The 12,487-nt window shown below is 64.7% G+C and carries 15 protein-coding genes; 3 read left to right on the forward strand and 12 right to left on the reverse strand.

Annotation, left to right across the window (positions count from 1 at the left end; genetic code table 11):
- Positions 1 to 22 precede the first annotated feature (22 nt).
- Genes NLM27_RS04995 through NLM27_RS05010 form a run of 4 tightly spaced genes read right to left on the reverse strand, consistent with a single transcriptional unit; the run spans position 23 to position 3,327 of the window.
- A complete protein-coding gene (locus NLM27_RS04995; protein ID WP_254142286.1) occupies positions 23 to 817 on the reverse strand; it encodes a pentapeptide repeat-containing protein in 795 nt (264 codons plus the stop codon).
- 48 nt (positions 818 to 865) lie between these two features.
- A complete protein-coding gene (locus NLM27_RS05000) occupies positions 866 to 1,603 on the reverse strand; it encodes an ABC transporter ATP-binding protein (protein ID WP_254142287.1) in 738 nt (245 codons plus the stop codon).
- Positions 1,593 to 2,330, reverse strand: a complete 738-nt coding sequence (locus NLM27_RS05005; protein ID WP_254142288.1) for an ABC transporter permease — start codon at positions 2,328 to 2,330, stop codon at positions 1,593 to 1,595. The genes NLM27_RS05000 and NLM27_RS05005 overlap by 11 nt, the downstream gene beginning before the upstream one ends.
- 1 nt (position 2,331) lies before the next feature.
- A complete protein-coding gene (locus tag NLM27_RS05010) occupies positions 2,332 to 3,327 on the reverse strand; it encodes an ABC transporter substrate-binding protein (RefSeq protein ID WP_254142289.1) in 996 nt (331 codons plus the stop codon).
- An 87-nt stretch (positions 3,328 to 3,414) separates the two neighbouring features.
- On the opposite strand from NLM27_RS05010, the gene NLM27_RS05015 reads away from it, so the two are divergent.
- A complete protein-coding gene (locus NLM27_RS05015) occupies positions 3,415 to 3,774 on the forward strand; it encodes a hypothetical protein (RefSeq protein WP_254142290.1) in 360 nt (119 codons plus the stop codon).
- 120 nt (positions 3,775 to 3,894) lie between these two features.
- Here the strand turns inward: NLM27_RS05015 and NLM27_RS05020 are convergent, their stop codons facing one another.
- Positions 3,895 to 4,710: a quinoprotein dehydrogenase-associated SoxYZ-like carrier gene (locus NLM27_RS05020; RefSeq protein ID WP_254142291.1), complete on the reverse strand. Its 816-nt coding sequence runs from the start codon at positions 4,708 to 4,710 to the stop codon at positions 3,895 to 3,897.
- A 51-nt stretch (positions 4,711 to 4,761) separates the two neighbouring features.
- Positions 4,762 to 5,688, reverse strand: a complete 927-nt coding sequence (locus NLM27_RS05025; protein WP_254142292.1) for a quinoprotein relay system zinc metallohydrolase 2 — start codon at positions 5,686 to 5,688, stop codon at positions 4,762 to 4,764.
- Positions 5,689 to 5,814: 126 nt separating this feature from the next.
- Between NLM27_RS05025 and NLM27_RS05030 the strand changes: the two genes are divergently transcribed.
- Together NLM27_RS05030 and NLM27_RS05035 are read left to right on the forward strand one after the other, a co-directional pair.
- Positions 5,815 to 6,699, forward strand: a complete 885-nt coding sequence (locus tag NLM27_RS05030; RefSeq protein ID WP_254142293.1) for a substrate-binding domain-containing protein — start codon at positions 5,815 to 5,817, stop codon at positions 6,697 to 6,699.
- Positions 6,696 to 7,253 (forward strand): PQQ-dependent catabolism-associated CXXCW motif protein, encoded by a 558-nt coding sequence (locus NLM27_RS05035; protein WP_254142294.1) that lies wholly within the window; start codon positions 6,696 to 6,698, stop codon positions 7,251 to 7,253. The genes NLM27_RS05030 and NLM27_RS05035 overlap by 4 nt, the downstream gene beginning before the upstream one ends.
- Positions 7,254 to 7,402: 149 nt before the next feature.
- Here NLM27_RS05035 and NLM27_RS05040 read toward each other — a convergent pair whose 3' ends face one another.
- The 6 genes from NLM27_RS05040 to NLM27_RS05065 form a co-directional block, all read right to left on the reverse strand.
- A complete protein-coding gene (locus NLM27_RS05040; RefSeq protein ID WP_254142295.1) occupies positions 7,403 to 7,708 on the reverse strand; it encodes a copper-binding protein in 306 nt (101 codons plus the stop codon).
- Positions 7,709 to 7,853: 145 nt separating this feature from the next.
- A complete protein-coding gene (locus tag NLM27_RS05045) occupies positions 7,854 to 8,462 on the reverse strand; it encodes a hypothetical protein (protein ID WP_254142296.1) in 609 nt (202 codons plus the stop codon).
- The gene (locus NLM27_RS05050) at positions 8,459 to 9,307 is read right to left on the reverse strand and encodes an ABC transporter permease (protein ID WP_254142297.1); all 849 of its coding nucleotides are present in this window, start codon (positions 9,305 to 9,307) and stop codon (positions 8,459 to 8,461) included. Before NLM27_RS05050 ends, NLM27_RS05045 begins: the two co-directional genes overlap by 4 nt.
- On the reverse strand, positions 9,304 to 10,110 hold the full coding sequence (locus NLM27_RS05055) for an ABC transporter ATP-binding protein (protein WP_254142298.1): 807 nt from the start codon (positions 10,108 to 10,110) through the stop codon (positions 9,304 to 9,306). Before NLM27_RS05055 ends, NLM27_RS05050 begins: the two co-directional genes overlap by 4 nt.
- Positions 10,107 to 11,075 carry a YVTN family beta-propeller repeat protein gene (locus NLM27_RS05060; protein ID WP_254142299.1) on the reverse strand — a complete coding sequence of 323 codons (969 nt, stop codon included), beginning with the start codon at positions 11,073 to 11,075 and terminating at the stop codon, positions 10,107 to 10,109. The genes NLM27_RS05055 and NLM27_RS05060 overlap by 4 nt, the downstream gene beginning before the upstream one ends.
- Before the next feature lie 193 nt (positions 11,076 to 11,268).
- Entirely contained in the window at positions 11,269 to 12,450 is a 1,182-nt protein-coding gene (locus NLM27_RS05065; protein WP_254142300.1) for an ABC transporter substrate-binding protein, read from the reverse strand.
- Positions 12,451 to 12,487 lie beyond the last annotated feature (37 nt).

Raw genomic sequence — 12,487 nt, forward strand, 5'->3', positions numbered from 1 at the left:
CAGTCCTCCCAAAGGCGCGCCTTCATTCCCTGATCAGGCGTTCGCGGTTCTTTGCCTTGTCGAAATTTTTGGCGCGGTCAAGGCCGTTCGGGGCGATCAGCTTTGCCGAGACGAGATCGGCGCCATCGAAATCGGCGTCAATGACGATGGCGCCGGTCAGATCGGCTCCGCCGAGTTGGGCGTTTTTCAGCGATGCACCGCTCAGGTCGGCGCCCCTGAGGACTGCGAATTCGAGGTCGACGCGTGACAAATCGGCGTTGCGCGCGTTCAGCCGTTCCAGATTGGCGGATCTCAGCACCGCGCGCATCAGCCCCATCGACTGGTTGCGCATGTCGGCACCGAGATGCGCATCCGCGATCGACGTGCCGACCATGCTCGCGCCGGTCAGATCTGCAGTGATCCGCGCACCGGTCAGATTGGCGCCGTCGAGGCGAGCACGTGCCATCTGTGACGCGAACAGATTGGCGCCCTTCAGGCTCGCGCCCGTGAGATCTGCATCCAGCAGCCACGCCTGATCGAGGATCGCCCCATCAAGCCGGGCGCCGACGAGTTTCGTCTTGTTGAGCCGTGCCGCACGGAGAATTGCCTTGCTCAGGTCGAGACCACTGAGATCGAGCCCCGATAACCGCTTACCGGTCAAATCGGCGGGCGCGCCGGCGCTCGCTTTGGCCAGCGTGGCCTCGACCTCCTGCCGGCTCATCTCGGCAGAGACCATGGCGGGTGACGTCAGATCGAGATCGCGCATCATGTCCTGCGCGCGCGCCGTTGTCGCGAGCAGAGCAAGGCCAAGCGCCATCAGGGCGATCGTTCGCTTCATCAGCAGACTCCGCTGCAACCCAATCTAGCACGCGCCTCGCGCGATTGCCTATGAGGCATCCCGCCCGGCGCGTTCGTCGCCTTCCCCTTGGATGCGCCGCGCTAGCCCGGCCTTGATCGCCGCAATCTCAGCTTCGCCGCGTGCGTCGCGCGGAATGGCGATCGGCACCTCCTGCACGATGCGAGCCGGGCGCGGCGACAGGAAGAGCAGGCGGTCGCCGAGCCGGATCGCATCGTCGAGGCTGTGAGTGACGAGCAGCGTCATCACCGGACGGCTCGCCACCAGCGTTGCGATCTCGTCGCGCAGACGGCCGGCGAGCGCATCGTCGAGCGAGGCGAGGGGCTCGTCGAGCACCAGCAGGTCGGGCTCGACCGCGAAGGCGCGCGCCAACGCCACGCGCCGGGCAAGGCCCAGCGACAATTCGCCGGGGAAATGGTCGCGATGCGCCTCCAGCTCCAGGATCCTGAACAGCTCGGCGAGCTTCGCATCGGTGACGTCAGGGGCAGCCAATCGCACATTCTGCTCGACCGAGCGCCACGGCAGCAGCCGTGGCTCCTGGAACACCATGCCGATCCGTGCCTGCGGCGGCCGCGCAATGCGCCCCTGAAATTCGTGGTCGAGCCCCAGGATGATGCGCAGCATCGTGCTCTTGCCGCAGCCTGACGGGCCGATCAGCACGCCGACTTCACCGGATTGAAGCGTGAATTTGACTGGCGCCAGCACCTCGTGCGTTCCGCCCGCGGCACTCCTGAACGTCTTGCCTGTGATCTCGACCTCAAGCCGCACGGGGCCGCCACCGTGTTGCGCGGGCTTCGAACGGCTGCACCAGCAAGGTTTCGATGACGAGCACGACGGCGGCAAAGGTCAGCGAATAGGCGAGCAGCCGCGGCGTGTCGAACAGCTGGAAGGCGACGCCGATCTCGAAGCCGACGCCGTTCGGACGTCCCAGGAGCTCGGCGACCAGCACGATCTTCCACACCAGCGACAATCCGGAACGGGCGGAGGCCGCGATATAAGGCGCGAGCTGCGGCAGCACGACGTGGCGGAAGGCGCGCCAGCGCGGCATCGCGAACACGCTCGCCATCTCGTCGAGCGAGCTGTCGAGCGCGCGGGTCCCCTCGCGCAGGGTGACGATGGCAGTCGGCAGCTTGTTGATGGCGATCGCCGCGATCGCGGCGGCCTCGGTGAGGCCAGCCCAGATATAGGCCAGCACGATCACGACCAATGCGGGCAGATTGAGCAGAAGGATCAGCCAGGGATCACCGAGCCGGTCGGCAAGCTTCACCCGGCCCATCAGATAGCCGATGGCACTGCCGAGCGACATCGCCAATGTGAAGGCGAGCGCCACGCGCGCCAGCGTGGCGCCAAGATGCAGGAACAACGCACCGCTCAAGGCCTCCGCGATCATCACCTGGAGCACGGCCGGCGGCGAGGGCAGCTTTGCGCCGCCGACGAACAGCGCGGCGATCCACCAGATTGCGAGCAACAGGGCGAACGAGAGGAGACGCAGCACCTCAGTCTCCGGGGACTGCGTGATAGAAGGTACCGGGATCGAGGTCGACCGTCGGTCCGACGAGATCGCGGCCCCCGATCTCGGCGAGCACGCGGTAGAGCACCCGCGCATCCGCCTCCTCGTCGGCGATGCTCCGGCGCGGGATGCCGTCGCGATAGCGGTCGCGATAGGTCTTGAGCATGGCCGGATCGGTGGTGCCAGTGAGCGGCACGATCTTGTCCCAGGCCGCATCCGAGGTCACGAGCAGCTCCTTGGCCTTGCGGGTCATCGCGATGAAGCGCGCCACGGCGTCACGATGGCTTGCCGCCCAGCTCTCGTCGAAGACATAGCCAACCGCGGAGACCGCTCCCTTGGCACCGAGTTTTGGCAGGATGTCCTCGATGCCGGCGAGGCGACGAAAACCCTTGGCCTCCAGCTGGGCGCAGAAATTCCAGAAGTTGAGACTGGCATCCATCTCGCCGTCGAGCGCCTTGGCGGCGATCAGGGGTGGGGCGCCATAGACAATGGTCGCCGCAGACTTCAGATCGATGCCGTCCTGCTTCATGCTTGCCTGCAGCAGCAGCCAGCTCTTGTCGATCGCTCCGCCGCCGACGGCAAGTTTGCGTCCCCTGAGGTCGGCGAGCGTCTTGATTGGAGATGCCGCCGGCACCATCACCGCGCCGAGCGCACTGGAGTAAGGATAGAACGTGAGCTTGGCGCCGAGCGCGCGCTCGCGCGACACCCACAGCCAGTCCGACAGGATGATGTCGGCGCTGCCTGCGCGCAGCGCGATCTTGCCGGCCTCGGGGCTCGCAAGCTCGGTGACGTCGAGCGACAGATCGGCCTCCTTGTCAAGGCCGCTGGCGCGGATTGCAGCAAGCTCCCAGGAGAATGTTCCGGTTTTCTGCACTGCAAGGCGGATGGTATCCGCGGCGCGGCCGGATGCGATCTGTGCCAGCGCCAGCGTCGCCGCGAGCGCGAATGTACGACCAAGTGACCTTACACCAAGTGCTCTCATCACCTTGTGAGCCGTTTCCTCTGACAGAGTGCTTTTCAGGACAATACGCATAGCATAGCTTTGGTCGCAACCAGCGGGAGGATGCGCATGAAACTGGCGGGACAGCTACGACCGATTGTCGCCGCATTGGCGGTGCTGGCGGCGACCGCATGCGTGGCGCGGGCCGAGGAGGCCAATGACTATCCGACGTCAGCGCGCGCGGAATACGTCTATGGCTGCATGAAGGCCAATGGCGAGACGCGGTCTGCGATCGAGCAATGTTCCTGCTCGGTCGACGTGGTGGCCTCGATCGTGCCCTATGAGCGCTACGTCACGGCGGAGACGGCGCTGAGCATGTCCCAGGTGCGCGGCGATCTCGGCGTCCCGTTCCGCACCTCCCAGCAGGCGAACTCGGCGGTGAATGATTTGCGCCGCGCGCAGGCAGAGGCAGAGGTGAGGTGTTTCTGACGGCCTGCTCAATGCCAACCGCATTCGTCATGCCCGGGCTTGTCCCGGGCATCCACGTTCTTAGGCAGATGCGAAGTTCGTGGATGGCCGGGACAAGCCCGGCCATGACGACCGAGAGACTCACGTCCCCGGCTTCTCCACATCCCACTCATTGCGGAACACGTGCCCATCCGTGTCCTTTGCCTCCGCGCGGAAGCGCTTGGCGCCGTTGGAGACATAGGTGAAGCGCAAATTGGGATCTTCCGAGATCGAGATGCCGCCTTCCATCGACAGCACAGGGCTGTCGTCCTGCGTCAGCTTGAGCTGGTTGATGAAGAAGGCAGGGATGTAGAGCTGCGTGACCTGGTCCATCTGCAGGCCGGAATTGTTGGGATGGCCGATCATGATCTGCGCCTCGCGCACGCGGCTCGCCGGCGCCTCCTCGCGTGCGAATTGCCGGTAGCGCATCTTGCCGAGCCGGGCCTTGGCTTCCTCGATGTTCTTGCCCGCCGGTGCGGAGCAGCCGCCGGAGGCCTTCACATAGACTTTCGAGACATAAAGCTGGCCGTCGCTGAGCTCGGCCACCGCGTGCACGTCGGTGTAGTTGTTGACGCGGACGCGCGTCGAGATCTCCGTGACATTGGCATCCGGTCCAAGCTCGAACTTCGCCGCCATCGGCGCCGGGTTGCGGTCGATCACCAGCGTGATCGAACGGATGCGCCTGCTGTCGCCGGGCGACAGCTTGCTGCGCAAGGTCACCGGCACGATGGCGGCGTCCTCGGCGCGATACGGCATCTCGATGCCGATCACGGCGCTGCCGTCGTTCATCGGACGGTTGCTGAAGATGTCCTGCACCAGGCCCGGCCAGGGATCGTAGGGCTCTTCAGCCTGCGCCGGCATCGCGAAGGCGATGCCGAGCAGGAGGGCAAGGGTCAGGCGCCGTGTGCATCCCGTCATGATTATGGTCCTGCGGACGATACAGTCGTTCGGTGCAGCCTAGCGCGACCGCTACTCCCATTCAATTTCCGAAAATGCTGCGGTTGCGTTGCGGGCGTTGTAGTCCTCGAACAGCTCCCAGCGCGGCCGTTCCGACGCGGCCGCCTTGTCGGCGGCGGTTCGGATCGGCTCGCCTTTTTTGTTGAGGTCGCGGACGTCGGACAGCAGCGTCGACAGGTAGCGCCGTTCATCGGCCAGTGCGGCAGGCCAGTCGCTCACGGGGCCGTGACCGGGAACGACGCGCAGCGCCGGGATGGTCTCCAACCGCTTCAGGGTGTCCAGCCAGCCACGGATGCTGCCGTCGACGACCGGAATGTGGCGGAGAAAGACGAGATCGCCCGCGAACAGTGTTTTCGTCGTCTCATCGAACACGGTCAGATCATTGTCGCTGTGCCCGGCCGGCCAAGCGCGCAGAGCCAGTCGGCGTGCCCCGAGATCCAGGATCATCGTGTCCGAAACGAGCAGGGTGGGAGCAATAATCTTCACGGGATCGATCAGCTCGCTGCCCATGATGCGCCGAAAATTGTCGAGATAGAAAGGCCCGCGCGTCGCGAGCGCCTGCGGCAGCTTGCTATGGCCGACGAAGGTGGTGTTTCCGGCGGCGAAGGCAGCATTGCCGAAAACATGATCGGGATGGCCGTGAGTGTTGATGACGTAGCGGATCGGCTTGGGCGTCTTCGCCCGCACGGCGGCCAGCAGCGCCTCCCCTTCGCGCAGGCTCCCGCCGGTATCAATGACAGCCACCGCGTCATCGCCCACGATAAAGCCGACATTGGCGATGTCGCCCCCGTTGTCGTGGGTCATCAGGGCAATGGTCCCGGAGTGTACGAAGATTCCCGGCGCGACTTCGCTCACAGGCAATTCGGCCGCTCCGGCGCGTGCTAGCGTCGCTATCCCCAACAGGAACAAGGCTGAGATTACTGTAGCGATGCGAGACACTTTTCTGCCTCAGTTTAAAGGGTTTGCCGCATTGCACTGCAACAAGAAAAGCCGACGCAAAGTTGGCAAACATGGCGCGTCATGCGTTGCATGGATAACATTCAAACAAATCGAGGAGGAAGCGCGATGATGGAGGCCGGACGACATCGTCGCTGGTTGTTTTCACTGTGGGTCCTGGTTGCGTCCTGCGCATTCGGCGATGCTGCCATCGCGCAGACGAACGAGACCGGCGACCTCTCCTTCGAACTTGTCGACCCGAAGGTGCTGCGCGTCTGCGCGGATCCCCGCAATCTGCCGTTCTCCAACGAGAAGGGCGAGGGGTTCGAGAACAAGCTCGCCGAGTTTCTTGCCGACAAGCTCCAGAAGAAGCTCGACTACGTCTTCTTCCCGCAGGCCACCGGCTTCGTGCGCATGACGCTGGGCGCGCATCGCTGCGACGTCATCATGGGCTTCCCGCAAGGCGACGACCTCGTGCAGGGTACCAATCCCTACTACCGCACGACCTATGCGCTGGTCGCCAAGGCCGGCAGCGGACTTGAGAATGTCGATACGCTCGAGGATCCGAAGTTGAAGGGCAAGCATGTCGGCATCGTCGCCGGCACGCCGCCGGCGACCAATATGGCGCTTGCGGGCCTGATGGGTGACGCAAAACCCTATCCGCTGATGATCGACACGCGCTTCGACAGTTCGGCGCAGGCCATGATCGATGATCTCACCGCCGGCAAGATCGATGCCGGCGTGCTGTGGGGCCCGATGGCCGGCTATTTTGCGAAGAAGGCCGGCTCCTCGCTCCACGTCACACCTCTGGTGAAGGAAACCACCGGGCCGAAGCTGGTGTATCGCATCGGCATGGGCGTACGTCCCGCCGATCAGAACTGGAAGCGGCAGCTCAACAAGCTGATCCAGGAGAACCAGGGCGAGATCAACAAGATCCTGCTCGACTTCGGCGTCCCGCTGCTCGACGAGAGCGACCGGCCGCTCGTTGCGGAGACGGTCAAGAAGACGCCATGAGGCGGCATCTCGCCGTTGCGCTGCTTGCCGCTGTTCTGGCAGTGCAGGCATCGGCGCAGCAGCAAGAGCCGTTCGAGCCCGAGGGATATCGCACTGACAATTACCGCGCGCCGGTGCCGGCAACGCTCGCCGGCGCGCGCGTGCTGACGACGGCGGAGGCCGAGGCGATCTGGCGTGCGAAGAGCGGCGCTTTCGTCGACGTGATGCCGCGGCCGCCGAAGCCGAAGAACCTCCCGGAAGGCACCGTCTGGCGCGATGCGCCGCGCAGGAACATTCCAGGCAGCATCTGGCTGCCCGACACCGGCTACGGTGCGCTGCCGCCCGTCATGGACGATTATCTCCAACGCGGTCTCGCGCGCGCGTCGGGCGACGACAAGGCCGCACTGCTTGTGATCTATTGCCTGGCTGATTGCTGGATGTCGTGGAACGCCGCCAAGCGTGCGCTGGCGTACGGCTATTCCAACATTGCCTGGTATCCAGACGGAACCGACGGCTGGGAGCGCGCGAAGCTTCCGACCGAGGAGGCGCAGCCGGAGCCGCGCCCGGAGCAATAACGAGCGGGGACAGGGCTTCGCTTGCAATGACGATTCGGTCGGAGCTGTGCATTGCGTTGGCGGACGGACGCGCAGCGACTCCTTCCTCGGTCGGATTGCATCGAAGATGCAATCCGACCTTTCCCCGCAAGCGGAGGCAAAGACCTGTGCTACGGTTTCTGCTTCTGCAACTTCGTCAGCGTCCCCGTGCCGTTCGTCTCGGTGGCAGAATAGCTCACCCTGTCGCCGGCATGCACGGCGTCCAGCATCGCGGCGTCCTTGGCCTTGTACTCCTGGAGCGCGCCGGCGCCGCCTGCGCTGGCGCCGACCGTGCCCTTCTGCGTCTGCTGAATCGAGATCGTGCCGTTGAGCCGGTCGATCCGCGTGATCATACCGGTCATGTCGTCGGCAAAGGCGCTGGATGCGAGCATGGTGATGACCGCAGCGCCCGCGAAGGTGAATTTCGTTGTTCCCATCGAGGCCTCCCGATGTGTGCTGGATGTCCTGGATTGACTTCGACAAGACATCCCGGAGCGATTTGGTTCCGCCGGATAGAGCGGCGAAGGTTAACGATCGTGCTGATATTGCGGGAACTTTCGTGAGCCGTCAGCGAGGCTGACGCTATTCCATTTCCTGCTGGATCACGCGTCCGAGCGCGAACAGGCGCTGGTCGATCGTGGTCGGAACCTCGCAGACGAATCGCACCACTTTGTGACGATCCTCGAAAATGCGGGTCTTCCAGATCAGCTCGTTGCTGATCGCCTCGACCTTGGCCTCATCGCGTGGCGTCGCTCCCTGGAGCGCCTGAAGCGCCAGCGTCTCCTCGCGGATCTTGTCGGCGGCCTCGCGCTGCTTGCGGCTGACGCGTTCGAGCCCGCTCATGACTTGGGAGCGCTGGGCGTTGAGGGTGTCGAACAGGCCGGCAAACAGCAATTTGGCATTCGCCGTCTTGTCGGAAGCGGAGGCGGCCAGAAACTCCTTCACCGACTTCTCGGCCTCGTCGACCGACGTCTTGCGTGCCGACAGCTTGGCGACCAGGGCGCTGACCTTGGCGTCGTCCTTCCACTTGTTCTGGATGTCGTCGAGCGGCGGTCCGGCCCAGACGGCCGCGAGCGAAATCTCGGGCACCTTGGCCTGGGTGCAGGGCCAGTCCGGATAGCGCGGATCGGCCGCGCGTGCGGCCGTGCCGGACAGCGCGATTGCCATGGCAGCCAGGACCAGAACCTTCATCCTTCGCCTCCCGCGGGCCCGCGTCGCGCCAGCCCGCGCGACGGATCATAGGCGAAAATCGCACCGACCATGAAGACGATTGTGCAGATCGCGACCACCGCCAGCGAGACCCAGTTGATCTGTCCATATAGCGCGAAGCGGATCAGCTCGACCGCATGGGTGAACGGATTGGCCTCGCACAGATAATATAGATAGGGGCTGCCCTCCTGCACTCGCCAGAGCGGGTAGAGCGCGGAGGAGGCGAAGAACATCGGGAAAATGACAAAATTCATCACGCCGGCGAAGTTTTCCAGCTGCTTGATGCCGGAGGAGATCAGCATGCCGAGCGAGCCCAGCATCAGTCCGGACAGGATCAGCGCCGGCAGCACGGTGAGATAGCCTGATGGCGGCGGGGTGATGTCCCAGAACCAGGCGATCAAGAGGAACGCATAGACCTGGAGCAACGACACCGCCGTGCCCGCGAGCAGCTTGCAGAACAGCAGGAACCCGCGTGGCAGCGGGCTCACCAGCAGCGTGCGCATATTGCCCATCTCGCGGTCATAGACCATCGAGAGCGAGGATTGCATACCGTTGAAGAGCTGGATCATCGCCATCAGACCGGGCGCGATATAGACCTCGTAGAGGATATAGGTCTCATAGGGCGGGATGATGGAGATGCCGAGCACCTGGCGGAAGCCGGCGGCGAAGATGAACAGCCACACCAGCGGCCGCACCAGCGCCGAGACGAACCGCTCGCGCTGATGGAGGAAGCGCAGGCCTTCGCGCCAGACTATGCCGGTGAGGCAGGTCATGTACTCGGCAAACGAGAAGCCGCGTGGGGCGTCGCGCGTGGTAATGCTGCTCATGCGCCGCCTCCCGGCATGGTTTGCGCGCCGGTCAGGCGCATGAAGGCGGCGTTGACGTCCTGCGCGCCGGCCTCCGCGACGACGCGGCTCACCGGCCCATGCGCCAGCACCTTGCCCTGATGCAGCACCACGAGGTCGTCACCGGGCATGATCTCGTCGAACAGATGCGTGGCCCAGAGCACGCCGATGCCTTGCTCGGTCACGAGCTGGCGGACATGGCTGATGATGTCGGCGCGCGCCTTGACGTCCAGGCCGACGGTTGGCTCGTCCAGCAACAGCAGCTGCGGTCGATGCAACAGCGCGCGGGCGATCTCCAGTCGCCGCATCTGTCCGCCGGAGAGGTCGCGCACCTTGCTGCCAGCGCGCTCGTCGAGCCCGATGCGGCCGAGCAGCTCGGCGCTGCGCGTGGCGGCCTCGCGCCGGCTGATGCCGTGCAGGGCAGCGTGATAGAGCAAATTCTGCGTCAGCGAGAGGTCAAGATCGAGCGTGCGCGGCTGGAACACGACACCGAGCAGCCGCAACGCCTCGCCGGGGCTCTTGCCGATGTCGTGGCCGAAAATGCCGATGCGTCCCGTCTGGATGCCGAACAGGCGCGTGATGAGTGAGAACAGCGTGCTTTTGCCGGCGCCATTGAGGCCGAGCAGCGCCATGAAGCTCGCAGGCCGCACGTTGAAGGAGACGTCGGTCAGCGCCCGCCGCGGACCGTACGAATGGCTGATACCGTCGATCGACAGCGCCGGCACCGCGGCCGCTTCCAGCACCGGCGTTTCGCGTGGCTCGGCGATGGGCGCAGGGCTGGTCATGGCGCGATCGCGACGCCCCAGGGCAGTTCGCCCACCTGAATGGTCTTGATCACCTTTTGCGCGGCGACGTCGATAACGGAGACATCGTTCGACACGCCGTTGGTGGTGAGCAGGTATTTTTCGTCGGGCGTGAACGCCACGTGCCAGACCCGCTGTCCCACCAGAAGATATTTCGTCACCTTGCGCGTGGCGACGTCGACCACGGCGATGCGGTTGGCGGGGCCGAGCGCGATGAAGGCGGTCTTGTCGTCCTTGGTCATGCCGATGCCGACCGGCTGGATCGCCTCCTTCCGCAGGCCCGGGATCTCGAACGTGACCTTGCCGATCACCTCGTGCTTTTTGGGATCGATGATCGAGACGGTCCCGCCGATCTCCGAGGACACCCACACTTCCGAAGAGTCGTGCTTGAACTCGGCAAAGCGCGGGCGCGCATCTACCAGCACATTGGCGACGATCTGGCGCGAGGCGGTGTCGATGAAATGCGCCATGTTGGTCGTCTCGGACGTGTTGATCAGCGTCTTGCCGTCGGGGCTGATGGTCATGCCCTCGGGCTCGACGCCGACCTGGATGTCGCCGAGCCGCGCGCGTTTCTCCAGATCGATCACGGTCACAGTGTTGTCGTTCTCGTTGGCGACATAGAGAATCTTGCCAGCGGCATCCTGGGCGAACAATTCCGGGTCGGGGCCGGACGGCAGGCTGTCCACCACGGCTTGCGTCTTGGCGTCGATCACCTGGATGGTGTCGTCGTCGCCGACCGCGACCATCACGAACTTGCCGTCGCGGGTGAAATCGATGCCACGCGGGCGCTGGCCGACCTTGATGGTCTTGGTCACGGTCCAGCTGTCAGTGTCGATCACCGAAACCGTGTTGCTCTTCTCGTTCGAGACATAGGCGATGAACGCATGCGCGGGCGCGGCTACGAGCGCCAGAGCCGTCAGCAATGCTGCTCCTAGCATGTACGACATCTGTCCGCGGGCGGTCTCTACCTCCCCCGCTTGCGGGGGAGGTCGCATCGCATCGATAGATGCGATGCGGGAGAGGGCTCTCTCATCTTGGGGGCTCTCGCTTGTGGAGAAACCCTCTCCCCAACCCTCCCCCGCTAGCGGGGGAGGGGGCGCAGCGTCGTCGCGGTGGCAGCTCGAACTCATCTCACAATGCTCACTTCAATTTGCATTTGCTCTCCGGGCGATCGTAGCCGAGCGTATCGAGCTCGGAGACCTGGTGCAGGAATCCCTCCTGCGGCGACACCGACACCACCATGCGGCCGTCCACCAGCAGGATCGGCTGGCGAAGCTGGAGATTCCAGTCGCGTAAGGTGAGACGCGTCCCCTTGAAGGCGGCGACCGAGAAATCGGGCGCCTTGATGAAATCGGTGACCTTCTTGACCTCGCCCGAATTGGTGCGCGAGGTGGCCTCGCCGATCATGCGCACCGCGGTCCAGGCCTGCATGTCGAGCGGCGTCATCCGCCGCGAATTCAGCTTGACGAAGCGGTTCTGCATCTGGATTGCGCCCCACTGGTCCTGTGCCGCGTCCCAGCTGCGCGGCACGAGGCCGGCCGAGCCCGCGACGGGCCGCGGATCCCAGGTGCGATAGGGCAGGTACGCGCCGAACACCTCGCTCTCGTCGGCCGCGACCAGCACGTCGTAGGCCGGCGCCTGTTGAGTGAAGACAGGCATCTGGCGCTGGATCAGCGTCACGCCCGAGTCAGTGCGGCGGGCGCCGCCTTTGTCTTCGAACGTGCGCTCCTGCACGATTTTTGCGCCGAACCGCGTCGCGGCACGCCGTAGCGCATCGGCGAACAGCTTGTCTTCGTCATGCGAACCGACCACGAGCAGCCAGCGCGACCACTTCTTCCATACCAGATACTGGCCGAGCGCGTCCGCCAGCATCGCGCGCGTCGGCGCGGTATGGATGACGTTGGCGCGGCAGTCGGCTTCGCGCAGGCGCTCGTCGATTGCGCCGACGTTGAACAGCAATGTGCCGCGATCGCGCAGGGCGTCCGAGACTTTCAGCAGCGCATCGGCCGGCAGGTCGGCGATGATGAAGCCGTTCTTGTCGGCGAGGGCGGTTGCGGCCTGGACCGGATCCTCACCTTCCTTGATGCGGCGCTCCTCCAGCGCAAAACGCTGGCCCAGAAATTTCCCGGTGGTGTTGTTGTCCTCGATGGCGAGGCGGGCGCCGGCGATGCCGTCATTCTCCGCGGGCTGCTCGACCAGCGACAGCGTCGATCTGGTGCCGGCGACGCCGAGATAGCCGACGCCGATCGTGACCGGGTCGGCCGCAAGCGCACTCGTCGCCGCGACACCCAGGCCGATCAGGCCGACCAACCATCGGATCATGTTTCCTCCGGACGATCTCTCCGGCTTGACCGCCGGT

The organism is Bradyrhizobium sp. CCGB12 (assembly GCF_024199845.1).
GTDB lineage: Bacteria > Pseudomonadota > Alphaproteobacteria > Rhizobiales > Xanthobacteraceae > Bradyrhizobium.

Coding starts and splice junctions, on each gene's coding strand:
- NLM27_RS04995 (WP_254142286.1), bottom strand. CDS start 817: ATGAAGCGAACGATCGCCCTGATGGCGCTTGGCCTTGCTCTGCTCGCG.
- NLM27_RS05010 (WP_254142289.1), bottom strand. CDS start 3,327: ATGAGAGCACTTGGTGTAAGGTCACTTGGTCGTACATTCGCGCTCGCG.
- NLM27_RS05015 (WP_254142290.1), top strand. CDS start 3,415: ATGAAACTGGCGGGACAGCTACGACCGATTGTCGCCGCATTGGCGGTG.
- NLM27_RS05020 (WP_254142291.1), bottom strand. CDS start 4,710: ATGACGGGATGCACACGGCGCCTGACCCTTGCCCTCCTGCTCGGCATC.
- NLM27_RS05030 (WP_254142293.1), top strand. CDS start 5,815: ATGATGGAGGCCGGACGACATCGTCGCTGGTTGTTTTCACTGTGGGTC.
- NLM27_RS05035 (WP_254142294.1), top strand. CDS start 6,696: ATGAGGCGGCATCTCGCCGTTGCGCTGCTTGCCGCTGTTCTGGCAGTG.
- NLM27_RS05040 (WP_254142295.1), bottom strand. CDS start 7,708: ATGGGAACAACGAAATTCACCTTCGCGGGCGCTGCGGTCATCACCATG.
- NLM27_RS05045 (WP_254142296.1), bottom strand. CDS start 8,462: ATGAAGGTTCTGGTCCTGGCTGCCATGGCAATCGCGCTGTCCGGCACG.
- NLM27_RS05050 (WP_254142297.1), bottom strand. CDS start 9,307: ATGAGCAGCATTACCACGCGCGACGCCCCACGCGGCTTCTCGTTTGCC.
- NLM27_RS05055 (WP_254142298.1), bottom strand. CDS start 10,110: ATGACCAGCCCTGCGCCCATCGCCGAGCCACGCGAAACGCCGGTGCTG.
- NLM27_RS05060 (WP_254142299.1), bottom strand. CDS start 11,075: ATGTCGTACATGCTAGGAGCAGCATTGCTGACGGCTCTGGCGCTCGTA.
- NLM27_RS05065 (WP_254142300.1), bottom strand. CDS start 12,450: ATGATCCGATGGTTGGTCGGCCTGATCGGCCTGGGTGTCGCGGCGACG.